This window comes from Amycolatopsis pittospori (genome assembly GCF_013870525.1).
GTDB classification, from domain to species: Bacteria; Actinomycetota; Actinomycetes; order Mycobacteriales; family Pseudonocardiaceae; genus Amycolatopsis; species Amycolatopsis pittospori.
Map to the genome: position 1 here is coordinate 16,831 of NZ_JACBXD010000019.1, position 23,805 is coordinate 40,635.

Annotated in this window: 22 protein-coding genes and 1 riboswitch; of the genes, 12 read left to right on the top strand and 10 right to left on the bottom strand. The window is 68.8% G+C overall.

Translation table 11 applies throughout. The annotated features are described in order from the left end of the window. The first annotated feature begins 96 nt into the window (after nucleotides 1-96). On the top strand, nucleotides 97-1,080 hold the full coding sequence (locus tag H5J31_RS13375; protein ID WP_181772860.1) for a LysR family transcriptional regulator: 984 nt from the start codon (nucleotides 97-99) through the stop codon (nucleotides 1,078-1,080). 137 nt (nucleotides 1,081-1,217) lie between these two features. Continuing rightward, nucleotides 1,218-2,549 (top strand): alpha-lytic protease prodomain-containing protein, encoded by a 1,332-nt coding sequence (locus H5J31_RS13380; protein WP_181772861.1) that lies wholly within the window; start codon nucleotides 1,218-1,220, stop codon nucleotides 2,547-2,549. Between the two features lie 92 nt (nucleotides 2,550-2,641). On the opposite strand, the gene H5J31_RS13385 is transcribed toward H5J31_RS13380, so the two are convergent. Continuing rightward, the gene (locus tag H5J31_RS13385; RefSeq protein WP_181772933.1) at nucleotides 2,642-2,956 is read right to left on the bottom strand and encodes a DMT family transporter; all 315 of its coding nucleotides are present in this window, start codon (nucleotides 2,954-2,956) and stop codon (nucleotides 2,642-2,644) included. 11 nt (nucleotides 2,957-2,967) lie between these two features. Next, nucleotides 2,968-3,036, bottom strand: a riboswitch (guanidine-III (ykkC-III) riboswitch). Nucleotides 3,037-3,112: 76 nt separating this feature from the next. Continuing rightward, entirely contained in the window at nucleotides 3,113-4,336 is a 1,224-nt protein-coding gene (locus H5J31_RS13390) for an MFS transporter (protein ID WP_181772862.1), read from the bottom strand. Nucleotides 4,337-4,418: 82 nt separating this feature from the next. On the opposite strand from H5J31_RS13390, the gene H5J31_RS13395 reads away from it, so the two are divergent. After that, nucleotides 4,419-5,321, top strand: coding sequence for a LysR family transcriptional regulator (locus tag H5J31_RS13395; protein ID WP_181772863.1), 903 nt, complete (start codon nucleotides 4,419-4,421; stop codon nucleotides 5,319-5,321). Nucleotides 5,322-5,324: 3 nt separating this feature from the next. Here the strand turns inward: H5J31_RS13395 and H5J31_RS13400 are convergent, their stop codons facing one another. Next, nucleotides 5,325-5,906: a TetR/AcrR family transcriptional regulator gene (locus H5J31_RS13400; protein WP_181772864.1), complete on the bottom strand. Its 582-nt coding sequence runs from the start codon at nucleotides 5,904-5,906 to the stop codon at nucleotides 5,325-5,327. A 60-nt stretch (nucleotides 5,907-5,966) separates the two neighbouring features. Here H5J31_RS13400 and H5J31_RS13405 point away from each other — a divergent pair, with 60 nt between their 5' ends. Then, nucleotides 5,967-6,509, top strand: a complete 543-nt coding sequence (locus H5J31_RS13405) for an SRPBCC family protein (protein WP_207898002.1) — start codon at nucleotides 5,967-5,969, stop codon at nucleotides 6,507-6,509. On the opposite strand, the gene mptB is transcribed toward H5J31_RS13405, so the two are convergent. Next, a complete protein-coding gene (mptB, locus tag H5J31_RS13410) occupies nucleotides 6,413-7,852 on the bottom strand; it encodes a polyprenol phosphomannose-dependent alpha 1,6 mannosyltransferase MptB (protein ID WP_181772865.1) in 1,440 nt (479 codons plus the stop codon). The two genes, H5J31_RS13405 and mptB, sit on opposite strands and share 97 nt — an antisense overlap. 110 nt (nucleotides 7,853-7,962) lie before the next feature. Here mptB and H5J31_RS13415 point away from each other — a divergent pair, with 110 nt between their 5' ends. Beyond that, nucleotides 7,963-8,598 carry a DUF4230 domain-containing protein gene (locus H5J31_RS13415; RefSeq protein ID WP_181772866.1) on the top strand — a complete coding sequence of 212 codons (636 nt, stop codon included), beginning with the start codon at nucleotides 7,963-7,965 and terminating at the stop codon, nucleotides 8,596-8,598. Nucleotides 8,599-8,700: 102 nt separating this feature from the next. Beyond that, complete coding sequence (locus H5J31_RS13420) at nucleotides 8,701-9,216, top strand: SRPBCC family protein (RefSeq protein ID WP_181772867.1); 516 nt, start codon at nucleotides 8,701-8,703, stop codon at nucleotides 9,214-9,216. 130 nt (nucleotides 9,217-9,346) lie between these two features. Here the strand turns inward: H5J31_RS13420 and H5J31_RS13425 are convergent, their stop codons facing one another. Together H5J31_RS13425 and H5J31_RS13430 are read right to left on the bottom strand one after the other, a co-directional pair. Continuing rightward, the gene (locus H5J31_RS13425; protein WP_181772868.1) at nucleotides 9,347-10,591 is read right to left on the bottom strand and encodes a cation:proton antiporter; all 1,245 of its coding nucleotides are present in this window, start codon (nucleotides 10,589-10,591) and stop codon (nucleotides 9,347-9,349) included. 48 nt (nucleotides 10,592-10,639) lie between these two features. Next, the gene (locus H5J31_RS13430; RefSeq protein ID WP_181772869.1) at nucleotides 10,640-11,827 is read right to left on the bottom strand and encodes a sigma-54-dependent transcriptional regulator family protein; all 1,188 of its coding nucleotides are present in this window, start codon (nucleotides 11,825-11,827) and stop codon (nucleotides 10,640-10,642) included. Nucleotides 11,828-11,985: 158 nt separating this feature from the next. On the opposite strand from H5J31_RS13430, the gene H5J31_RS13435 reads away from it, so the two are divergent. After that, the gene (locus tag H5J31_RS13435) at nucleotides 11,986-13,803 is read left to right on the top strand and encodes a flavin-containing monooxygenase (RefSeq protein WP_181772870.1); all 1,818 of its coding nucleotides are present in this window, start codon (nucleotides 11,986-11,988) and stop codon (nucleotides 13,801-13,803) included. 25 nt (nucleotides 13,804-13,828) lie between these two features. Here H5J31_RS13435 and H5J31_RS13440 read toward each other — a convergent pair whose 3' ends face one another. Further along, a complete protein-coding gene (locus H5J31_RS13440; protein WP_181772871.1) occupies nucleotides 13,829-14,773 on the bottom strand; it encodes a helix-turn-helix transcriptional regulator in 945 nt (314 codons plus the stop codon). A 93-nt stretch (nucleotides 14,774-14,866) separates the two neighbouring features. Here H5J31_RS13440 and H5J31_RS13445 point away from each other — a divergent pair, with 93 nt between their 5' ends. From H5J31_RS13445 to H5J31_RS13460, 4 genes are all read left to right on the top strand, one after another. Next, nucleotides 14,867-15,430: a DinB family protein gene (locus tag H5J31_RS13445; RefSeq protein ID WP_181772872.1), complete on the top strand. Its 564-nt coding sequence runs from the start codon at nucleotides 14,867-14,869 to the stop codon at nucleotides 15,428-15,430. A gap of 103 nt (nucleotides 15,431-15,533) precedes the next feature. Continuing rightward, nucleotides 15,534-17,576, top strand: coding sequence for an acyltransferase family protein (locus H5J31_RS13450; RefSeq protein WP_181772873.1), 2,043 nt, complete (start codon nucleotides 15,534-15,536; stop codon nucleotides 17,574-17,576). Between the two features lie 114 nt (nucleotides 17,577-17,690). Continuing rightward, complete coding sequence (locus tag H5J31_RS13455) at nucleotides 17,691-18,446, top strand: carbon-nitrogen hydrolase family protein (RefSeq protein ID WP_181772874.1); 756 nt, start codon at nucleotides 17,691-17,693, stop codon at nucleotides 18,444-18,446. Then, on the top strand, nucleotides 18,443-20,134 hold the full coding sequence (locus H5J31_RS13460) for a flavin monoamine oxidase family protein (protein WP_181772875.1): 1,692 nt from the start codon (nucleotides 18,443-18,445) through the stop codon (nucleotides 20,132-20,134). Before H5J31_RS13455 ends, H5J31_RS13460 begins: the two co-directional genes overlap by 4 nt. On the opposite strand, the gene H5J31_RS13465 is transcribed toward H5J31_RS13460, so the two are convergent. The 3 genes from H5J31_RS13465 to H5J31_RS13475 all read right to left on the bottom strand — a co-directional run bounded on the left by H5J31_RS13465 (nucleotide 20,098) and on the right by H5J31_RS13475 (nucleotide 22,682). Continuing rightward, entirely contained in the window at nucleotides 20,098-20,598 is a 501-nt protein-coding gene (locus H5J31_RS13465; RefSeq protein WP_181772876.1) for a VanZ family protein, read from the bottom strand. The two genes, H5J31_RS13460 and H5J31_RS13465, sit on opposite strands and share 37 nt — an antisense overlap. Nucleotides 20,599-20,766: 168 nt before the next feature. Next, on the bottom strand, nucleotides 20,767-21,756 hold the full coding sequence (locus H5J31_RS13470; RefSeq protein ID WP_181772877.1) for a TolB family protein: 990 nt from the start codon (nucleotides 21,754-21,756) through the stop codon (nucleotides 20,767-20,769). A 62-nt stretch (nucleotides 21,757-21,818) separates the two neighbouring features. Continuing rightward, nucleotides 21,819-22,682, bottom strand: a complete 864-nt coding sequence (locus tag H5J31_RS13475; protein ID WP_181772878.1) for an alkaline phosphatase family protein — start codon at nucleotides 22,680-22,682, stop codon at nucleotides 21,819-21,821. A gap of 341 nt (nucleotides 22,683-23,023) precedes the next feature. On the opposite strand from H5J31_RS13475, the gene H5J31_RS13480 reads away from it, so the two are divergent. Beyond that, complete coding sequence (locus H5J31_RS13480; RefSeq protein ID WP_181772879.1) at nucleotides 23,024-23,680, top strand: MerR family transcriptional regulator; 657 nt, start codon at nucleotides 23,024-23,026, stop codon at nucleotides 23,678-23,680. The last annotated feature ends 125 nt before the right edge of the window (nucleotides 23,681-23,805 follow it).

Here is a 23,805-nt window from a genome sequence, read left to right on the forward strand (position 1 = left end):
TCCAGGATTGCTGACATCGATGGCAATCCAGGACGAAGCCCATTTAGCTCATTCGTTCGCTTGGTCCAGTCCAGTTACGTCTACTAACGTAGAGGGATGGAGCTGGAACTGCGCCACCTACGCATCATGTGCGCGATCGCCGAACTCGGGAGCATCACGAAGGCGGCGAACACGCTCGGGATGGCGCAGCCCGCGTTGACCGCCCAGTTGAAACGTATCGAACGGACGCTCGGCGGCAAGTTGTTCCTGCGTGACCACACCGGGACGAGGCCGACGGCGCTCGGTCTCCTCGTCCTCGACCGGGCCAAGATGGTGCTCCCCGCCGTGTCCTCCCTGCACGACGAGGCGGCGCGCCTGGCCCAGCACAACGGCACCGGTGAGCCGGTGACGCTGCGGCTGGGCTCGGCGACGGGGCCGATGCTCGGCGCGCTCCTGCAGCGACTCGGCACCACCCATCCCGACATCCACGTCGCCACGCATACGTCGTGGTCGGCCAACGAACTCGCGAGTGTCACCGCCGAAGGTTCGCTGGACTTCGCCTTCGTCGGCGTCTGTGGTGACGCGGCGCCGCCACCCGAGCCCGGTCTCCGGTGGCGGACGCTCGCGCATCATCCGGTGTTCGTGCTGATGTCGGCCCGCGACGAGCGCGCGCGGCACGACGAGGTCGAACTGAGTGCGCTGGCGGACGAGCGCTGGTGTGCCACGCCGGGGGACGGTTGTTTCGGCGACTGTTTCGCTTCCGCGTGCGCCAGATCGGGTTTCACGCCGCGTTCGTTGTATGAGACCGATGTGCTGACCTGTATCGAGATGGTCGAATCGGGACACGCGGTGGTTTTGTGTCAGCCGCTGTTCCACGAGATCCCGGGCATCGTCGCCGTTCCGATCGCGGGGAACCCGTTGAGCTGGCGGAATCTCGTCGGCTGGTCGGAGCGCGGGGAGATGGGACCGTTCGCCGCGGAGATGATCGCGCTGTCCCGCGCGGTGTACGGCGAACTCATCGACCGGCGGCCGACCTACTCGAAGTACCTCGAGTTGAACCCTGGGTACGGCGTCGACTACACGGACGCCGGAGTGCGCTGACCTGCGACAAGGTCACTGAAAGGTCCAGTCCACTGTGGTGGATATGACCTAAATGGTATGTACCATTTGCGTGAGGCGCCTCGTACGGTTCGGGGACGAGATCCCCTTCCGGAACCGTCGGTGAGGTAGCGCTGAGCATGAACCGAAAGATCGTTGCGGCCGCCGCGGCCGCCATCACGGGTGCCGGGCTGGTGACGGCCATCGTGCTGACGCCGAGCGCCAGTGCCGGTCAGACCGTTTCGGCGGCCGACCAGGTCCAGTCGGAGATCGTCGCGGCCCTGTCGCGCGATCTGAAGATCAGCCCGGACCAGGCCAGGGCCCGCCTCGCCGGCGAGCAGAAGGCGGCCAAGGCCGACAGTGCCCTCAAGACCCAGCTCGGTTCGTCGTACGCCGGATCGTGGCTGGACGCCTCCGGCACCACGCTGACCGTCGCGGTCGCCGACGCGGCCTTGGAAGGCGCGGTCCGCGCGGCAGGCGCCACCCCGAAGACCGTCGCGCGGAGTGCGTCCCAGCTCGACTCGGCGAAGCTTTCTTTGGACGCCAAGGCTTCCGGCGCACCGAAGACGGTGCCCGGCTGGTACGTCGACGCCGTCACCAACTCCGTCGTCGTGCTGGCCAACGCGGGTGGCGAGGCCGCCGCGAAGTCGTGGGCGACCGCGTCCGGCGTTCCGGCCGACGCGCTGCGGGTCGAGACCAGCGTGGAGACCCCGGTTCCGCTGATCGACGTCATCGGCGGCAACGCCTACACCTTCGGTTCGGGCCGCTGCTCGATCGGTTTCTCGGTCGAAGGCGGCTTCGTGACCGCCGGGCACTGTGGCACCACCGGCACGCGTACCTCGAACCCGAGTGGCACCGTCGCCGGCTCCAGCTTCCCCGGCAACGACTACGCGTGGGTTCGCGTGGACGCAGGCAACACGCCGCGCGGGCTGGTCAACCGCTACCCGGGCACCGTGCCGGTGGCGGGTTCGCAGGAGGCCGCCGTCGGCGCCTCGGTCTGCCGTTCCGGTTCCACGACCGGTTGGCACTGCGGCACGATCCAGCAGAAGAACGCCTCGGTGACCTACCCGCAGGGCACGGTTTCCGGTCTGACGCGGACCAACGCCTGCGCCGAACCGGGCGACTCGGGTGGTTCGTGGCTCGCGGGCGACCAGGCCCAGGGTGTCACCTCCGGTGGCTCCGGGAACTGCAGTTCGGGCGGCACGTTCTACTTCCAGCCGATCTCGGAGATCCTGAGCGTCTACAGCCTGCGCCTGGTGACCTCCGGCTCGAACCCGCCGACCAGCACCACCACCACGCCGACCGGCCCGACGACCTCGAACCCGCCCTCCGGGACCTGGGCGGCCGGCACCACCTACGCCGCGGGTGCGACGGTCACCTACAACGGCGCTTCCTATCGTGCCCTGCAAGGTCACACCGCTCAGGCCGGCTGGGAGCCGCCGAACGTCCCCGCCCTCTGGGCGCGCTCCTGACCGCCTAGTCGTCCGGGGCACACGCAGGGGTGCACCCGGGCCCGACCGTCCCCGACGTCGTCCGTGCGTCGGGGGCGGTCCCTTTTCCGTTGTCAGTGCAGGATCTTCAGCCCGACAACGCAGCCGACGATCCCCATGATCAGCAGGATTTTGGCCAGTGACGCGGTTTCCGCGCCGGACCACATGCCGTAGCCGACGGTGAGCGACGCACCGATCCCCACCCAGACCGCGTAGGCGGTGCCGACGGGGAGGTCCTTCATCGCGTAACCGAGACCCACCATGCTCGCCACCAGTGTGACGCCGAAGATCACTGACGGCGTCAGCCGCGAAAGTCCTTCGGATTTGCCGAGGGCGGTGGCCCATACGGCTTCCAGAAACCCCGAGACGATCAGCACGAGCCAGGACATGACGTACTCCCAGAGCGCCGTCTTGTCGCTGGCCGGGTACGGCACCCACTCGTCCGGGGACCTCGATCACGAGGTTCCTTCCCCAGGATGGCACACGGGCCGCGCCGGGCGCCCGCCGGTTTGACGGAGATCACCGGCGGACGCCACTGTGGACGGTCAGCGCTTCGCCCCGGCCAAGGCCCTCGGCGCCGACCAGGCGAGCAAACCCAGTTCCAGTAACGAAAATCCGATCAGCGCCCAGGCGCTCGGCAGCCAGACCAGCGCGATGCCGATGAGGAGGATGGGCAGGACGAGTCCGGCGTAGGCGGCCAGGAACAGGGCCGCGAGCACTTCACCGCGGACCGGTGGTTCGGCGAGGGCGGCGACGGTGGCCACCGAGGCGCGGAAACTCAGCCCCACACCGGCGCCCGCCACGATCCCGCCCGCGACGAAGAGCCACAGCAGCGACGTCGTCACGGCGATCGGCAACGCCACCAGTCCGGTGACCATCAGGGTCAGTCCGAGCCGCAACTGGATCCGCGTGGCCAGACCGGCGAAGAGCACCTGTGCTCCGGCGGCCGCGGCGAAGACCGAGAACGAGGCGAGACCGGCGGTGAGGCGGGAATTCTCGTGCAGGCCCTGAGCCAGCAGAGTCGGCGTGAGAGCCATGAAGAGTCCCGTGATCGCGAACGCGGCGAAGGCGCCGATCGCCGCGCCGAAGAACGCGGGCCGCGCGCTGGAGGGCAGCGAGACGCGCTGAGGGCGGTACGCGGGCAGTTCCTCGGCGCGCTCCACCGTCTCCGGCACCAGCGCGACGGCGATGGCCGAAGCCAGCAGCAGCACCAGGAAGAACACGAACGGCGTGGTGAGCGGCTCGGCCGAGTAGCGCGCGAACACGCCGCCGAACAGCGGGCCGAGCGCCAGCCCGCCCATGTTGACCACGGTCGCGATGAGACCCGCTCGCCCGTGGTCTTCACGTGGCCTGGCCATGGCGCGCAGCTCCGACAGATGCGCCGTGGCGGTCGCGGTCAGCGCGCCGATCCCCACACCTCCGATGAGCCTGGCCAGGATCAGCCCGGGCACCTCCGGCCAGGTCAGGAAGATCGCCGCCGAAAGCGCCTGGGTCAGGGTAGCGGCGAGGATGACGCGCCGTCGTCCCAGCCAGTCGCTGACATGCCCGGCGAGGTACAGGCTGGCCATCACACCGACCGCGTAGGCCGCGAACACGATGGTCACGACGTAGGTCGGGAAGCCGTCACGCTGCTGATAGAGCAGGTAGAGCGGGGTGGGCACGGTGGAGAAGGCCAGCGAAGCGGCGTAGGCCGCCGCGATGATCCAGAAACCGCGTCCGTGGCTGATCCGCCTGAGCGCGGGACGGTGGAGGGTGACGGTGTTCAGCATGTCTCCACTGTGGATCTCCCGATCATCCAAGTCCAACGAACAATCATGGTCACAGTTATCGGCAAATGCGATAATCGGCCTCGTGGAGACCCGTCAGCTCGAATGTTTCGTCGCCGTCGCCGAAGAACTCAGCTTCACCAAGGCGGCTCAGCGGCTCTACGCGGTGCAGTCGACCGTGTCCGCGACGATCCAGGCACTCGAAGGCGAACTCGGCGTCATGCTGTTCGACCGGTCGACGCGGCGGGTCGCGCTTTCCTCCGCGGGCAAGGTGTTCCTGCCGGAGGCCAAGGCCGCGCTGGAGGCGGTCGCCAGGGCACGCGAAGTGGTCTCCGACGCCTCCGCCGGCCTTCGCGGCAGCCTCCGCATCGGCACCCTGACCAGCGTCGGCGACCTCGACCTGCCCGAACTCCTCGGCGGCTTCCACCGCCGGTACCCGCTGGTCGACCTGCACGTCACGGTGTCGACCACCGGCTCGACCGGGCTGGCCGAGGACGTGCGCCAGGGCAGGCTCGACATCGCGCTGCTCGGGTTGCCCGAGTCGGACCTCGCCGGGCTCGACACCCGGCTGCTCGGTTCGGCGCCGTACGTCGTCGTGCTGCCCGACGGGCATCGGCTGGGGGAGCGGCGTTCGGTGACCTTGGCCGACCTCGCCGGTGAGCCGTTCGTCGACAACCCGCGCGGCTTCGGCAACCGCATCGCCCTGGACCGTGCCTTCGACGCGATGGGGACACCGCGGCGGGTCGCCGTCGAGGTCGCGGATCTGCGCGCGGTGCCCGCGTACGTGGCGGCGGGGCTCGGTATCGCCGTGGTGCCCGATCTCCGGCTGCTCTCGGGTGTCCGGACGATCCCGCTCGACGCCGACGGCCTGGTGTGGCCCCTGACCATCGCCACCAGGGCGGAGCGGGCGCCGAGTCCGGCGGCGCGGCTCCTGCTCGACCTGATCAGCGATGGTGAGTTCTCCATCGCCGTCCCGGTCCGGGACTGAACGTCACCCCGCGAGGAGGGTGCGGGTGGTCCTGGCCACGAGGTCGACGGTGCGCGGAGGCGGCGACTCGCCACGGTCGAGATGCCGCCGGACGGCGGCGTAGGGCAGATCCACCAGGGCCAGCATCAGTTCGTCGGTGCTTCGACCGGTTATCGCGCGCAGCTCGCGCACGGCCTTGCCGATCGCCGTTTCGAGCCTGCGGTTCGCCTTGTCCGCGCGGTCGCGGTCTTCGGGGGGCCAGTCGTCGACGCCGAGCGCCCGGTTGCCCGCGTAAAGCAGCTTCCCCTCGGCGGGATGCGCGCGGCACCAGCGGACCACCTGGGCCGCCGCCTCGATGGCCGCTTCCACGGGCGGATCCCGGTCCAGGGCTTCGAGGTAGCCCTGCTGGAAGCCGGTGACGGTGCGCAGCCAGACGGCGGCGAGCAGCGCCGGACGTCCGGGAAAGCGGTGGTAGATCGACCCGCTCGGCGCGCCGACCTCGCGTGCGACGGCTGACATCGTCACCCCGGCGACCCCCTTGGCGGCGAAGATCCGGATCGCGGCGTCGAGGAAGTCGTCGGGGGTGTGCTGCGGCGGCCGTCCCATTTTCAGAGATTATCCTCTACTATCGTTTTAGGGGAAGGTCTCTAGAACTGGGAGGACGAGATGCGCGTATGGAACAGGCATTCCCGGGTCTTCGCGTTACCGCAGGATCGCGTCGGCGCGTTGATCGACACACTGTCCGGTGAGGACGACCGGCTCTGGTCCGAGTCGTGGCCCCCGCTTCGGTTCGACCGGCCGCTCGGCGTGGGAGCCGACGGCGGGCACGGTCCCGTCCGCTATCACGTCGAGTCGTACGAACCCGGTAGGTCCGTGCGGTTCCGGTTCACCGCCCCGCGCGGCTTCGACGGCTTCCACGAATTCACTGTGCGTGCGACGGAAGCGGGGGAGACCGAACTGGTGCACCTCATGGTGCTCCGGCTCCGGCACCCCGCCTGGTGCACCTATCCGCTGCTGTGGCGGCCGCTGCACGACGCCCTGCTGGAGGACGGCCTCGACCGCGCCGAACGTGAACTCACCGGCGCCGTCCGGACTCCCGCTCGATGGAGCCCTTACGTTCGGCTCTTACGGAACCTGATCTCGGGCAACAGGTTCTTGCGCTTCAGGGCGAACAAGCCCGCGACGAGCACCACGACGGCGATCAGGTAACCCAGGATCAGCGACACGACACCACCGTTGGCCGGTGGGAGGAGGATGCCGAACACCGCGCTGATCCCCGCGAGGATCCAGCGTCCGCGGTCGGTCGTGAGGCTCACGGCGAGCAGCGCGACCGTCCACAGGAGATACCAGGGCTGCACTACCGGTCCGAGGACCAGCATCGCCGCGAAGGTCAGCCCCGCGCCGTACAAGGGGTGCAACTTCTCACGGTAGGTGAGCCACAACAGCCTCGCCCCGACGGCCAGGCCGAGGATGGCGCCGATGAGCGAGAACACCTTGATCGCGCCGTCGGTCAGATCCGCTCCGAAGATCTTGCCGACACCGCCGACGAGGAAGCCGAGTTCGTTGGTCGGCGCCATCCAGCTGTGGACCTGTCCGGAGACGCCGGAGAGCACGCGGACCCAGCCGAAGCCGATCCCGGTGCCGAGGGAGATCGCCACGGTGACCGCGGCGAATCCGGCGGGCAGGCCCAGTGCCACCGCGATCCGCCCGGCCGGGGTCGCGCGGCGGAAGAGGTCGATCCCGACGAACAGAAGTCCCGCGACGGCCACGATCTTGATGTTCGCCGCGGCGCTCACCGCGATCACGCCGGCGGCGATCAGCGCGGGACGCGCCGCGCCGGTCTTCGCCGCGCCCATCAGGACGAGTTCCAGGCCGGCGACCATCAGCCCGACCATGAGCCCGTCGTTGTGCACGCCCGCCACGACGTGCCACAGGACCAGCGGGTTGAGCAGGGCCAGCCATAGCGCGATCGTCGGTGAGACACCGACACGGCGGGCCAGCCGGGGGAGTGCCCAGGCCATCAGCGCGATCCCCGCGAGCCCGAGCAGCCGATGCAGCAGCAGGGTCGGGACCAGGTCTTCTCCGGCGATCTGGGCGATCGTGCGTGCCTGCGCGACGAACGCCGGACCGTACGGAGCCGGCGTGTCACGCCAGTAGTGGCTCACGGCCATCGTCACCGGCGAGTCGGCACCGAGCGCTTCGGCCGGGCCGACGAGGTAGGTGTCGAACCCCTTCGCGGCGATGACACCTTGCGCGAGGTAACTGTTGATGTCGCCGCTGAACAGCGGGCGCGCGGCCAGCAACGGCGCACACCACGAGACCGCGATCCAGTACAGCCGCCGCTCCGGGAGCGAGGCGGCGAGCCGCCCGATGCCGAGCCAGGACAGCACCAGGGTGGCCATCCCGAGTACGCCCAGCGCCACCACCAGCACCGACGGCAGGCCGATCCCGGACGTGACGAGCACCAGTACGACGATTCCGGTGAACCCCGCCCAGTGCAGCGTCCGGATGTTCAGCCCGGTCTTCTCCGGCGCGGGCAAGACGTTCTGCATGCGGTCAAACTACTCCAACTGCGAAATCCGGTTCCGCCGATCGTCCGAGAAACCGGTCCGTGCGCTTCGGGAGCGCGTCCGACGGGTACCCAGGGGCTGGAGAGGCGGTGGTGGGCGTGAAGAATCGCTGGGTGCGCCTCGGGGCGTTCGCCCTGGTCGGTTTGCTGATCGTGGGTGCCGTGTTGCAGTTCACGGGACTGTTGTCGAAGATCAATCCGTTCGAAACGTCCACTGTGGACCGTTCGCAACCCGCGGTGCTGAAGGCGATGCGCGACCTCAGCCAGTATCACGCGGCCGTCGGCGACTACCAGGTCGTCCTCGACATCGAGAGGGACGTCAAGTGGCTGCCCTCGGTCATCGCCGGCGAGCGGACCCTGTTCGTGGCGGCCGGTTCGGTCGACGCCTACATCGATTTCGGCCCGCTCGTGGAGAATTCGCTGAAGGTGTCCGAAGACCGCCAATCCGTCGAGGTGAGGCTGCCCGAGCCGCAGCTGGCGAAACCCAACCTGGACAACGAGCGCAGCTACGTCTTCGGTCAGGAACGCGGTCTGGTGGACCGGCTCGGGGCGCTGGTGTCCGTGCCGCAACAGCAGCAGTTCTACGTCGCCGCCGAGAAGAAGATCGGCGAGGCGGCGCAGCAGTCCGGTCTGTTGGAGCGCGCGAAGGCCAATACCAAGGCGATGCTCACCGGAATGCTCCAGGCGCTGGGCTTCCGCGTGACTTTTCCGGCGGAACCTACGACCTGACCCGCCCGTGTTTGTGCGATCGTGCTGAGCTTCCCGGCCGGCCCTTGACGGTGCCGCCGTGCGCTGGTGGGCTGGCGTGAGCCACGGGGAGGTGCTGCGTTCATGACGACGAGGCCGAGGGACAGCCTGACCTACAGCGAACCGATCGCCACCGGCGACATCGCCGTCGACGCTTCACCCGAGACCGTGTACCGGCTCGTCAGCGACCCCGTCGCGATGGCGGAGTGTGCCGAGGAACTGCGCGAGGCCCGCTGGATCCGCGGCGCGACCGAGGCCGCCGTCGGGAACTGGTTCTCCGGCAGCAACCGAAACGGTTGGCGCCGCTGGGTGACCCACGCCGAGATCACCGAAGCGGAGCCCGGCCGCCGCTTCGCCTACCGGGTCCGGACGCCGTTCTTCGTGCCGATCTCCCGCTGGGAATACGACATCACCCCCGACGGCGAAGGCAGCCGCGTCACCGTGACGAACTGGCTGCGGGTCCCGCCGTGGTTCATCCCGTTCGCCATCTTCATCACCGGCCAGCCGGACCGGGCCGGGACCAACCGGGCCAACATCGCGACCACGTTGGAGCGGATGAAGGCGCGGGTCGAAGGACGGGAATGGCGCGCGGGCCGCTGACGCTGCGGGACGGGCGGGTCTCTGTCGACGCCGGGGTGAAGGTGTGACTCGCGTGCTCAGGCACGTGACTCGCGTGCTTGGAAGCCGCACTCGGGTGTGCGGCGTCCGAACGCGCTACGTCGCTTGCCACTCACGACCCCGCGACGCCTCGCTTTTCGAGCCTGCGCATCACCGGCCCGGACAGGAGACCGTGGACGAGGACCGACACCGCGATCGTGAAAGCCGTTGTGCGCCAGAGCGAATCCGCCATCGGGAAGTCGCCGTGATTCAGGGCGTAGGCGAGGTAGTACAGGCTGCCGATGCCGCGGATGCCGAAGAACGCGATGGCCTTCGCCGCCGGGCGGCTGCCCGAGCCCCGGATGAGCGCCAGTCCACCGAACAGCGGCCGCACGACGAGTACCACGGCCACGGCGACCAGGATCTCGACGAGCCGCAGGCCGTTCAAGAGCCCGTCGCCCATCGCGACGCCGAGGCCGAGCAAGGCCAGTGCGACGAAAAGCCGTTCCAGCTGGTCACCGAATTCGTGCAGCACCCCGTGGTAGTCGTGTGAGCGTTCGCTCGCGCGGATGGTCGCCGCCGCGGTGAACACCGCGACGAAGCCGATCCCGCCGAGCCATTGGCACAGCGCGTAGGGGAGGAACGCGATCGCCAGCACGACCAGGCCGTCGGAGTACTCGCCGAGACGCAACCTCTCGTTCCGGACCCGGAACATGAGCCAGGACAACAGCCGGCCGCAGGCGAGGCCGACCAGCACGGCGATCACGAGCGGGACGGCGACCTCGGTCAGGAGCCAGGGGACGGCGGACGTGGTCGCCGTCCCCACCATCGCGAGCGCGACCAGGACGAACGGCATCGCCAGTCCGTCGTTGAGCCCGGCCTCCGTGGTGAGGGTGAACCGGATCTCGTTGTCCGCGCCCCGTCCGTCCTCGGTATTCGGTGCCGGTACCTGGACGTCGCCGGCCAGCACCGGGTCGGTCGGCGCCAGCGCCGCACCCAGCAGCAGCGCGGCGGCGGGGGAGAGGGCCAGCGCCCACCAGCCGAGGAACGCCACCGCGCAGATCGACAGCGGGAGCGTGATCAGCAGGAGTCGCCAGGTCGAGCTCCACGAACGCCAGCCGAGCAGCCGGTCCGATTTCAGGCCCGCGCCGACCAGGGACACCAGGACGCCGAGTTCGGTGATCACCTCGACGACGTCCACCTGCGAACTCGGGTCGAGCACACCTCCGCCGTAAGGATGCGGAAAGGGGAGCAGACCGAAGATCAGCCCGCCGACCAGCAGGATCAGCGGCATCGACAGCGCGCGCTCGTGCAGCAGGTTCGGCAACACCGCGGCGAGCAACGCCAGAACGCCGGCCCCGGCGAGCAGTACTTCCATCCGGACCGGGTACCCGGGCCTCGGCCCCCGCAACCGGCGGGAGCCGGATTATCCTTTGTGGACGGACAGGGAGACGCCGGTCGCGAGCCGGTACGGCCGGGTGTCCACGATGGCGCCCAGCATCCGCCGCAGCCGGGAGACCTCGGCGCGTACGGTGACGAGATGTTCGGCGTCCCCATAGAGTGCCCGGCTGAGCGCTTCGGCCGAGAGGCCGGCCGGGCCTGCTGTGCGGAGGTGGACCAGGATCTCCGCGTGCCGCGGCGTCACCGTGCGGACCCAGCCGGTCTCGCCCGCCAGCATCCGCAGCACCGGCGCGTGGCCGAGTTCGAGATCCAGTCGCACCTGGCGCGCGGTGTCGGCGGGGCGTACGAGCCAGCCCTCGGCGAGGCGTTCCGGCAGGCAGGCACCCAGCCCGGGGACGGCGAGCACCTGCCCTTCCGCGGGCGCGGCGATCCGTTGCCCGGGGACGATTCCGGCGGCGTGGGCCACCCAGCCGTCGTCGTCCACCAGTAACGCGGGACCGCCGGTGCCGGCCACCACCGGTTCGGCGGCTTTCCGTAGCCGGTCGAGGCCCTGCTGGTGGTGGCGCCAGAGTTCGGATTCGGCCAGTCGTCGCCCGGTTTCGACCAGTGCGCCGATCGCCGGATGCAGGGTCAGCGCGGGACCGCTGACGTCGATCACGCCCAGTAGTTCGCCGGTGCGCGGATCGTGCACCGGCGACGCGGTGCAGTACCAAGGATGCTGGCCCTGTTCGAAATGCTCACCGGCGAGTAGTTCCACCGGCGCGGCTTCGGCGAGCGCGGTGCCGATCGCGTTGGTGCCGACCCTGGCCTCGGTCCAGTCCGCTCCTTCGACGAAGCCCAGGGTGTCGGCCCGGCGCCGGATGGCGGACGAGCCCACACGCCAGAGGATGACGCCGTCGGCGTCGGTGACCACCAGAAGCATGTTCGCCGTGTCGGACTTCGCGCCGAGTACCTGTCCGAGGTCGTCGATCACGTGCCGTAACGGCGACGCGCGGCGACGGCGGCCGACCTCGTCGAGCGGCACCGAGCCGCGGGTGTTCATCCCGTCGGCGGCGAGCCCCAGGCTCAGCGCGCGCGACCACGAACGCGACACCAGCGGGCGGGGGCGGACGCGCGGACTGCCGCCGCCGATCACGGCTTCGTGCATCCGGACCAGGTCACGGGCATGCGTCGGAAGATTGGCGCCGGGCGGGACCGAGCTGTACACGCCCATGGGTCACCTCCGCACCGTCGCGTCGACGAATCAGCATAGGTCGGGCGCGCCGGGCGCGCCACGGCGTCGCGCTGCAACTCGGTGCAACCCTTGCCGCCGCCCTGGCCCGCGGCGTGTGATCGGGGTTACAGCCGAAACGCCGACGTTGAGGAGTGGCCATGACACAGACGGTGGACCGGATCGAGGCGACGGGCTCGCCGCAGGCTCGGGTCGACGCCTGGCTGGGCCGGTTCGAAGCGGCCCTCGCCGCCCGCGACGTCGAAGCCGCCGCGGCGCTTTTCGCCGTCGACAGTTATTGGCGTGACTTGGTTTCCTTCACCTGGACGATCAAGACCGTCGAAGGCCGCGACGGCGTGGCGGGCATGCTCGGCGCCTGTCTCGACCGGATCGACCCGTCCGGGTTCCGCACGACCGAGACGCCGACCGAAGCCGACGGCGTCACCGAGGCGTGGCTGGAGTTCGAAACCGCGACAGGCCGCGCGAAAGGCCACCTGCGGTTGAAAGACGAAGGCGCGTGGACGTTGCTGACGAGTCTGCGCGAGCTCAAGGGTTTCGAGGAGAACCAACGCGACAGGCGACCGAAGGGTGTCGAGCACGGCGTCGTCCGCGGCCGGAAGTCCTGGGCCGAGAAGCGCGAAGAGCAGCAAGCCCGGCTCGGTTACGAGGAACAGCCGTACGTCGTCGTCATCGGCGGAGGCCAGGGCGGGATCGCGCTCGGGGCCCGGCTGCGGCAGCTCGACGTACCGGCGCTCGTCCTGGAACGCAACGAACGTCCGGGTGACTCGTGGCGCAAGCGGTACAAGAACCTCTGCCTGCACGACCCGGTCTGGTACGACCACCTGCCCTACCTGCCGTTCCCGGACAACTGGCCGGTGTTCGCGCCCAAGGACAAGATCGCCGACTGGCTGGAGATGTACACGCGCCTGATGGAGGTGCCGTACTGGGCCAGTACCGAGGTGACCTCCGCGTCCTGGGACGAAGAGAAGCAGCAGTGGCTCGTGATCGTCGTCCGCGAGGGCGAGGAAGTGGTGCTCACCCCACGGCATGTGGTGTTCGCGACCGGGATGTCGGGTAAGCCGAATCTCCCGTCGTTCCCCGGGATGGAGTCGTTCGCCGGCGATCAGCACCACTCGTCGCGACACCCCGGCCCGGACGCCTACGCGGGCAAGAAGGCCGTCGTGGTCGGCTCGAACAACTCCGCGCACGACATCTGCGCGGCACTGTGGGAGCACGGCGCCGACGTCACCATGGTGCAGCGGTCTTCCACGCATGTGGTGAAGTCGGATTCCCTGATGGACCTCGGACTCGGCGACCTGTACTCCGAACGCGCGGTGCGGGCGGGGATCACCACCGACAAGGCGGACATGATCTTCGCGTCGATCCCGTACCGGATCATGCCGCGGTTCCAGATCCCGGTGTACGACGCGATCCGCGAGCGGGACAAGGACTTCTACGCGCGGCTGGAAGCGGCCGGGTTCCAGCACGACTGGGGCGACGACGGATCCGGTCTGTTCCTGAAGTACCTGCGCCGCGGTTCCGGCTACTACATCGACGTCGGCGCGTCCGAACTGGTCGCCGACGGGAAGGTCGAACTGGCCCACGGCCAGGTCGACCATCTGACCCGCGACTCGGTGGTGTTGTCGGACGGCACCGAACTGGAGGCAGACCTGGTCGTCTACGCCACCGGGTACGGCTCGATGAACGGCTGGGTCGCCGACCTGGTCGGACAGGAGACCGCGGACCGCGTCGGCAAATGCTGGGGCCTGGGTTCCGGCACGACCAAGGACCCCGGGCCGTGGGAGGGGGAGCAGCGCAACATGTGGAAGCCCACACAGCAGGAAGGACTGTGGTTCCACGGTGGGAACCTGCACCAGTCACGGCACTATTCGCTCTATCTCGCCCTGCAGTTGAAGGCACGCTACGAAGAGATCCCGACACCGGTCTTCGGATTGCAGGAGGTGCACCACAAGTCGTGACGGGTCACGAATCGCATTCAGAGGACTAAATGCGGGCAGCGTGGGCGTATCGGCGGGCCAGGAGCGCGAAGGCCTCCTTGAGCTCAGCGGGTCCGACGACCTCGATATCGGCGTCGAATCGCCCGATGCTCGCCGCCAATCCCGCCCACGACCACGATCCCAGCACCAGACGGCACCGATCCGGCCCGACCTCTTCGACGACGCCGTCGCGGACGTAGTGCGCCACGGTGGTGGCAGGGAGGTCGAGGATCACTTCGCCGCGGCACGGCCACTCGCCGGTACCGGAGGAGCCCCGGAACTTGCTCGCGACGAACGTCGCGACGTCGGCGGCGGGCAGGTCGCGCGGGGTGAACCGCGGGCCCGTCGGCGTGCGCGGAGTGATGCGGTCGGCCCGGAACGTACGCCAGTCCGAGCGGTCGAGGTCCCAAGCGACGAGATACCAGCGTCCGTGCCAGGTGACGAGGTGGTGCGGTTCCGCCCGGCGCGGCGTCGAAGATCCCGGGTAGTCGAAACGCAGGACTTCCCGGGCGTGGACGGCGGCACCGAGCGCCAGCAGGACGTCGCCGTCGACGCTGATCTCGGGGGTGTCGACGGCGGTGACCCGCAGGGTGTCGATCCGCCGCCGCAAGCGCGAAGGCATCACCTGCCGGACGGTGTGCAGCGCCCGCATCGCGGCCTCTTCGATCCCCGCCCCGCTGGTGGTGGCGATCTGAAGGGCGACGGCCAGCGCCACGGCCTGGTCGTCGTCGAACAGCAGCGGCGGCAGTTCCGACCCGGCGTCGAGCCGGTAGCCGCCGTCAGGCCCTTTCATGGTCGCGATGGGATAGCCGAGTTCGCGGAGCCTGTCGACGTCGCGCCGCACGGTGCGCGGGCTGATGTCGAGCCGTTCGGCCAGCAGCGCGCCCGGCCAGTCGCGACGGGCCTGCAGCAACGAGAGCATCGACAGCAGTCGCGCGGAGGTCTTCGGCATGTTTTCCATGATGCCCCGAGTAGAGGCCACTACCTGTCCTCTACCCCTGCGAGAGTGACTCTCGTGCCAGAAAACACCAACCCGGAGGGCCCGATGACCGCCACCATCCTCGACGCCGAACGCGCCGACCTGCTCGAAGCCCTCGCGACCGTCCGCGCCGCGCTGACCACCACCGTCGAGGGCCTCACCGACGAACAACTCGCCGAAAGCCCGACGGTCAGCGAGCTGAGCCTCGGCGGCCTGATCAAGCACGTCTCCTGGATCGAGGCCGCCTGGCTGCGGTTCGTGGTCGAGGGCCCGTCCGCGATGACCTACGACCTGCCCGAAGGCGTCACCTGGGCCGACCTCGGCGCCGGGACCGCGCGCGAGTTCCCGCAGTGGGCGATCGACCACCGGAACAACTTCCGGATGCTGCCCGGCGACACGCTCGCCGGGATCCTCGAACGCTACGAAGAGGTCGCCGCCAAGACGCAGGAGGTCGTCTCGTCGATCCCCGACCTGTCCGCGACGCATCCGCTGCCGGAAGCGCCTTGGAACAAGCCGGGTGCGGTGCGCAGCGTGCGCGGGGTGCTGGCGCACGTCATCGCCGAGACCGCGCAGCACGCGGGGCACGCCGACATCCTCCGCGAGAGCATCGACGGGAAGAAGTCGACCTGACCCGGGGCGGCCCTGAACCATCCGATCATCGAACCTAAGCTCGTTCACAGCTTCCTGCCGTAGGGTCCCCGCCCGTCGGCGACCTGATCATGGTGGTGGTTGTGTGCGGGAGAGTGCGGTGGAGCGGCGGTTCCGCCCGGAGATCCAGGGATTGCGGGCACTGGCGTGCGTGCTGGTGGTCGTCTACCACGTGTGGCTCGGCCGGATATCCGGCGGCGTCGACGCGTTCTTCCTGATCTCCGGGTTCCTCGTCACCGGCCAGCTCTACCGCGCGTCGGTACGCGGGCGGATCGAGTACCGGCCGATGTGGGGCCGGATGATCAAACGGCTGTTCCCGGCCGCGCTCACCGTGCTGCTGCTCGTCATCGCGGCGAGTTCGGTGCTGCTCCCGCAGAACCGCTGGTTCCAGACGATCAAGGAGGTCGTCGCCTCCGCGCTGTACGTCGAGAACTGGCAGCTGGCGGCGGATTCGACCGACTACTTCGCCCAGCACAACTCGGCCAGCGTCGTCCAGCACTTCTGGTCGCTGTCGATCCAGGGGCAGTTCTATCTGGTCTGGCCGCTGCTGGTCGGCCTGGTGCTGCTGATCGCCAGACGTGCGAGGCGGAACGTGCGTCCGCTCCTGCTCGCCGTCCTCGGCGTGGTCTTCGCGGTCTCGCTGGCCTACTCGGTGTGGCTCACGTCGGTCGACCAGCCGCTGGCGTACTTCGACTCGCTGACCCGTGTCTGGGAGTTCGCGCTGGGCGGCCTGCTCGCCCTGGCGCTCGACATGGTCCCGATTCCCCGCCCGGTGCGCGTGGTGCTGGGCTGGACCGGGGTCGCCGGGCTCGTCGCGTGCGGTCTGGTGCTGCAGGTCGGCACGGTGTTCCCGGGCTACCTCGCGCTGTGGCCGACACTGTCGGCGGCGATGGTGATCCTCGCCGGCGACACCGCGTCCAAGGGCGGCGCGGACCGCTTCCTCAGCAGCCGCCCGCTCGAATACCTGGGCGATCTCAGTTACGCGCTCTACCTCTGGCATTGGCCGGTCCTGGTGCTGTACCTCGTCTCCCGTGACCGGGAGGAGGTCGGACCACGCGGCGGCGCGGTGATCATCGCGCTGGCGTTCGTCCTCGCCGTGCTGACCCACCATCTGGTCGAACGGCCGCTGAGGTCGTCCGAGATCGGGGTCCGGACCCGTTGGGGCGCCTACCGGTTCGGGGTGCTGACGATGGCCGTCGTACTGGCCGCGTCGGGTGCCTGGCAATGGGTCAGTGTCAGCCAGGCGGAGGACTACTCGATCGCGGTGAACGATCCCGATCACCCCGGCGCGCTCGCGCGTACCGAGGGCTTCACCTACTGGGGAGCCGACGACGCCACGCTCGTGCCGTCGTTCGTCGGGGTGTCCGAGGACTGGGCCGGGATCGACCCGGCCCGCTGCGGCACGTCCCCGCGCAACACCGACCTCGAGGTCTGCACCTCGGAGACGTCGGGGCATCCCACGCGGCGGATCGTGGTCACCGGCGATTCGCACGCCGGGCAGTTCCTCGGCGCGTTGCTGCCGGTCGCCGAGGCCCGGAACTGGGAGGTGACCTCGATCCTGCGCGGCGGCTGCCCGTTCTCCACCGACTCGGACGCGGTGCCGGGCGACCAGTCCTGCATCGACTGGAACTCCGCCGTGGTCGAGGAGATCCTGACGACCCGCCCCGACGCGGTGATGACGATCGGTACGCGGGACGTGAGAATCGGTGTCGAGGAACGGGTTCCGGGCGGTTACATCGCCCAGTGGCGCAAGATCGACGAAGAGGGTATCCCGGTACTCGCGGTGCGGGACAACCCGCGCTTCAGCCAGTCTCCCTCGGCCTGTGTCGAAAGCCGCGGGGCGACTTCGCCCGAATGCTCCACCCCGCGCTACGACCTCTACGCGGCGGAGCCTCCGTACGAAGCGCTGCCGGATCTACCCTCGAACGTGCGGTTCGTCGACTTCAGCGACTACTTCTGCACGGCCGAGGTCTGCCCGCCGGTGATCGGCAATGTGCTCGTCTACCTCGACGACAACCACGTCAGTGGTACCTATATGTCGACGATGTCCTCCATCGCGGAGAAGGCGATCACCGCGGCGCTGGGCTGGGCGGACGAGAACGCGGAGGAACCACCGCCCGGAGGCTGATCATGAATCGTTGCGTGAAATCGGCCTTTGGGACACTAGATCACCGATCCGAGTGATTTCTGCGCAATGATCAGGTCTTAGCGGCGCAGCGGAACAGCAGATATCGTCGGCGGCATGAAGGTCGCCGTCCACCAAGGTCCGTACGCCGAGCTCCCCGCCGCGGTCGCCGCGTCCGGGGCCGACCTCGTGGTCGCCGCCGAAATGATCACCACCGGCTACCACATCGGCGCCCGCTCGCATGAGCTCGCCGAGCCCGCCGACGGGCCCACCGCGGCCCGGATGTCGGCGCTGGCCCGCGAAACCGGCGTCGCGCTGGCCTACGGCTATCCCGAGTCGGACGGTTCGCGGGTCTACAACAGCGTCCAGCTGATCGACGCGGGCGGGCGGCGGCTGGCGAACTACCGCAAGACGCATCTGTTCGGCGACATCGACCGGTCGTGGTTCGAGCCGGGCACCGAGGCGGTCGTGCAGGCCGATCTCGAAGGGGTCCGGGTCGGCCTGATGATCTGTTACGACGTCGAGTTCCCGGAGCTGGTGCGGGCGCACGCGCTCGCCGGGACCGAACTGCTCGTGGTGCCGACGGCGCTGATGAGCCCGTACGAACTGGTTTCCGACACGCTGGTGCCCGCGCGGGCCTACGAAAGCCAGCTGTTCGTCGTCTACGCGAACCGTTGTGACACCGAACGGGAACTGACCTACTGCGGCCGCTCCTGCGTCGTCGCCCCGACCGGCGAGGTCCTCGCCCGCGCCGGCGGTGGACCGGAGCTGATCAGCGCAGACGTCGACAGCGCCGCGCTGCACGCCTCCCGCACCGAGAACACTCACCTGACCGACCGACGCCCCGAGTTGTACCGAGGACTTTCCACATGACTTCCGCCGTCCCGACCGCGATCCATCACGACGAACCCGCGGGCCGGCCGATCACCATGTTCGGCCCCGATTTCCCGTTCGCCTACGACGATTTCCTGAAGCATCCGGCCGGGCTCGGCACGGTTCCGGCCGAGCGCCACGGCACCGAGGTGGCGGTGATCGGCGGAGGTCTCTCGGGCATCGTCACCGCCTACGAACTGATGAAACTGGGCCTGCGCCCGGTCGTCTACGAGATCGCCGAGATCGGCGGCCGCCTGCGCACCGTGAACTTCCCGGGCTGCCCGGACGACGTCGTCGCGGAGATGGGCGCGATGCGTTTCCCACCCGCGTCGACGGCGCTCTTCCACTACATCGACAAGGTCGGCTTGGAGACGACGCCGTTCCCGAACCCGCTCGCGCCGGGGACGCCGAGTACCGTCGTCGACCTCAAGGGCGAGAGCCACTACGCGCGGACGCCGGACGAGCTTCCCGAGGTCTTCGGCAAGGTCGCGGCCGCCTGGGACCGCACGCTGACCGAGAAGGCCGCGTTCGCCGAGATGCAGACCGCGATCCGCGACCGCGACGCGAAGACCGTCAAGCGGCTGTGGAACGAACTCGTGCCACGCCTGGACAACCAGACGTTCTACGGTTTCCTCTGCGAGTCGCCCGCGTTCGCCTCCTTCCGCGACCGCGAGATCTTCGGCCAGGTCGGTTTCGGCACCGGCGGCTGGGACACCGACTTCCCGAACTCCATCCTGGAGATCCTGCGGGTGGTGTACACCGGCGCCGACGACGAGCACCGCAGCATCGTCGGCGGCAGCAGGCAGCTTCCCCTGCGGCTGTGGGAACACGCGCCCGAAGACCTGGCTTTCTGGCCCGCCGGGACGAGTCTGAGCTCGCTGCACGGCGGGAGCCCGAAGCCCGGTGTCGCCCGGTTGCACCGCACGGCGCCGAACAACATCACCGTGACCGACACCGAGGGCCGGATCCGCACGTATCCGGCGGCGGTGTTCACCGCGCAGAGCTGGATGCTGCTCTCGAACATCGAATGCGACGCGGCGCTGTTCCCGATCGACCACTGGACGGCGATCGAACGCACGCACTACATGGCGTCGTCGAAGGTCTTCGTCCCGGTGGACCGGCCGTTCTGGCTGGACCCCGATCCGGCGACCGGCCGCGACACGATGAGCATGACGCTCACCGACCGCATGCCGCGCGGCACCTACCTGCTCGGCGACGATCCGGATTCCCCGGCGGTGATCTGCCTTTCCTATACGTGGGCCGACGATTCGCTGAAGTGGCTGCCGCTTTCGGTGTCCGAGCGGGTCGAGGTGATGCTGCAGTCGCTGCGGGAGATCTATCCCGGCGTCGACGTCCGGCGGCACATCATCGGCGACCCGGTGACGGTGTCCTGGGAGGACGAACCGCATTTCATGGGCGCGTTCAAGGCGAACCTGCCCGGCCACTATCGCTACCAGCACCGGCTGTTCACGCACTTCAAGCAGGATGGTCTGGAACCGCGCCATCGCGGTCTTTTCCTCGCGGGCGACGATGTTTCGTGGACGGCGGGCTGGGCCGAAGGCGCGGTCCAGACGGCGCTCAACGCGGTGTGGGGCGTGCTGAACCACTTCGGCGGCGAAACGGATCCGGCGAACCCGGGTCCGGGTGACGTCTACGACGACATCGCGCCGGTCGAACTCCCGGACTGAGAACGGCGCTGCACCAGCCAAGCCGTCCCGAGCCCGAGGAGCGCGCCGAGGGTGTTCATCAGCCAGTCGTTGGTATCGCAGGCGCGGCCGATGACGGGGAAGAACGCTTGCAGCGCCTCGATCACGGCGGACAGCCACGAGCCCGCCGCGAGTGCCATCAGCGGGCGCCGGGACGCCAGGGCGGCGAAGTGCACCGGCGGCAGGAACAGCGCGACGTTGGCCAGGAGTTCCACCGAGCCCAGCGAGGGAAGCGCGAACTGGACCGTGCAGAAGACGGCGTCGCCGGGGTAGTGCGTGGGCACGAGGGTGAGGCCGAAGACCGGGATCAGGGACAGGCCGGCGAGCGCCCACAGGATCTGTGGCCGTTGCGCGAACAGGTAGCCCAGGACCGCGCAGACGAGCGCGATCACGAGCAGCGCGATCGGCACGAGGCCGGAATGGTCCAGCAGGAAGTTCGTGATCATGGCTGGCCGATCCTACGGGGTGCGGTGAACGTGGCCCTCGGTCCAGCGCGGGTCCGTCGGCGAGATGGGTGTTGTGAAAGCCACTTTCGCAACGTTCAAGGTTGCGAAAGTGGCTTTCGCAACCCCTTCACACGGACCAGTCACCAGGGGGACGATCAGCAGCGCGGGCTACGGCAGCGCGGCGGGTGACTCCGCCTCGGGGATGAGCAGACGCGGCGCCCCGGTGCCGTCGGCGGGGACGGCCCAGATGTCGGAATGGCCCGGGACCCGGGGGAGGGCGTAGCCGACGGTGCGCCCGTCGAGCCAGGCGGGCTGGTCGTCGACGGTCCGGGTCTCGGCCAGCGGCGTCGTGGTGCCGGTGGCGAGGTCGAGCACCGAGACCCGCCAGCCCTTCGCGGGATCGCCGTCGATGGCGGCCTTGTAGGCGATCCGGGTCTCGTCGGGGGACAGCGACGGGCATTCGACGTTGTCCCGCAGCGTCCGGATCGTCCTGGCGGCCGAGTCGCCTTCGACGAGATAGCGGTGCGAGCCGGTGGACATGGTGGCGTAGAACCGGTTCGGCTGCCGGGTGAAGGTGACGCCCCAGAAGTTGAGGTCGGCAGCCTTGTACGGCTTGCCGTCCACCGTGACGGCGAAGTCCTCAAGGGTGCCCTCGACCTCGCCGGTGGTGAGGTCGAGGGTGCCGGCACGGGTGGAGAACCGGCCGCCGTTGTAGGAGTCGCCGGTGACGAACACCGTCCACGCGAGACGGCGTCCGTCGGCCGAGACCCGGGCCCGGTTGGGCAGGCCGACCAGCGGGATCTCCTGGGTGACGGTGAGACGGCCGTTGAGTACGGCGAGCTGGTAGGTGGTCAGCCCGGACTCCGGACGCAGGCAGATCCCGGTCCCGCCCGCGGCGTACACGCGGCTGCAGGACACGGTCGACACCGCCCGTGCGCCGCCCGGGTCGGCCGCGGCGACGCTGGAGACGTGGCCGCGGTCGGCGTCGGCGGTGCTGCGGAACAGCAGCCGCGGTCCGTCGAGAGTGACCGCGCCGGTGGTACCGGCTGAAGCGGTGTCCTGGTTTCGCGCTCCGGCCACTCCGACGTAGATCACGGCGGCCGCGGCCAGCGTGAGTACCCCGGTGACGGCGATCAGGACGCGGCTGCGGGTGTTCACGGTTGTGCCCCTCTTTCCGGCCGCGGGCGCGTCCACAGTGGACACGCCCGCGGGATCGGTGGTTACTGCCAGACGCTCGTGATCGGCGACTTGTTCGCCGCGTTGGCGATACCCGGGAGGCCGAACGCCGCCTCCATCGTGCGCAGGATCGAATAGTGGTTGATGGATTCGCTGTAGCTGCCCGGCTTCACGTGGGCGCCGACGAAGGTGGTGAAGATCTGGTTCACCGACGTCCCGCTGTCCTCGTCGAAGTTGACGATCAGCAGGCTGTTGTGCGTCTTCGCCCACTGGGCGTAGGCGTCGAGGTTCTTCTTCAGCCAGTTGTCACCCGTGTCGACCGAGCAGTCGTGCATGTCGCTGCAGAGGTCGGGGGTCACGAAGGCGATGTGCGGAAGTTTCGTGAAGTCCTGGGGAAACGACGAGAAGCGCTTGTTCGCCGACGACGGAACATTGCTGAAGCTCACCCAGCTGTTGTGCTTGCGGGCATATTTGTCCTTCGTGCAACCCGTGTAGCCGTCGGACGGCATGCTTTCCGCGTAGCCGGTGAACGTCTTGCCGATCCCGGCCAGTTGGGACGCGATGTTCTCCTTGTTCCCCAGGTCCTGGCACTTGTTGCTGTCGACGCCGTGCGTCGAGCCGGCGAACTGGGCGATGTAGTTCGGCTGGCTCGGATGCGTCGTCCCGTACGCCTTGGTGAACTTGGCGCCCTGCGAGGCGAGTTTGTTGAAATAAGGCGCCTTGGAGCTGCCGCTGATCGCCTTGTAGTCCTTGTTCTCGAACATCACGAGCACGATGTGGTCGAAGGCGGGCACTTTCGCCGCGGCGGGCTCGATCGCGACGGCGGGAGTGTCCTGATGGGACACCGCCAGTCCGGTGGCCAAACCGGTCGCGGCCACGGCCGCGACCGCTATCCGTTTCCAGAACATGAATCCTCCTGGGAAAAGGTTGAAACTTTGACGACCAGCCATCGGGTTCAGCGGCGCTCCGCGGGCGTCGACAGAGTAAGACATCGGATGTCTTAGCTGAATTTAAACGGCCTCGAAGTCCCTGGCCCATCAAGATCGCCTGACTGGAGTAATCGGAAGGTGGAGAACGCCCCAAAACCGGCATTTACTGGCACGAAACGGTGCAAACGTCCTCGTGAGCCTTGCGCTCGGCGGCCTGAAACGATGAACTTATCGCGACTTGACGATTCAGCCGGTTGACTGTGGAACCTTTCGTGCCGCCTTCGTGGTGCACTCATCCGACCATTGGTTAAGCTCGCGGCGTGAAGCCCCTTTCGCCGAGACCGGCCGGATACACGATCGAAGAACTTTCCACGATCGTCGGTATGTCCGCGCGCAATATCCGGGCTCATCAGACGAGGGGGCTGCTTCCGTCGCCGATCCGGCACGGCAGGTCCGCCTACTACGGGCCTGTCCATCTTCGGCGGCTGCGACACATCACGACGTTGCAGAAACAGGGTTTCAACCTGGTTTCCATCGCCGCGATGCTCAAATCCGCCCCAGTCGTCGAATCGGCCACAGTGGACACCGGAGGTGACCGGCCGGCTGCGGCGATCGCCGACATCGCGCGCGAGCAGCCGTCGGTCGTCCGGTGCCTGGAACGGCACGGCGTGCTCGTCCGGGACGACGCCGGAACACCCGCCGTCGTCCGCCCGTCCGTTTCTCGGGCGATGGCCGACCTGGCCGGGGCGGGGGTACCGCCCGCCGTGGCCCTGCGGCTCCTCGGGCGGTTCCTGGACGGGGTCGCGCCCTTGGCCGGCGAGCAGTTGGCCGCGCTCGAAGCGCAGACGGGAGCCGGGTCGGAGGCTCCGCGAGCCTGTTTCGCCGAGCTTCTGGTAAGCGCTTTCAAGATGCTGATCGAAAACGCCGCCGAGGCTACTTTTCCAGACGGGGAAACAGAGAAGTGGCGGCGGAGGTAGCCGCCGCGGTCGCGACCGCGAGGTCGGTGCCTCCGGCGAACCTGGCCAGGAATGCCGAAGCGCTGGTCGAACCCGTCGGCGGGCGGGATGGTGTTCTTCAGGCCGACGGCGTCCACCGTCTTGGT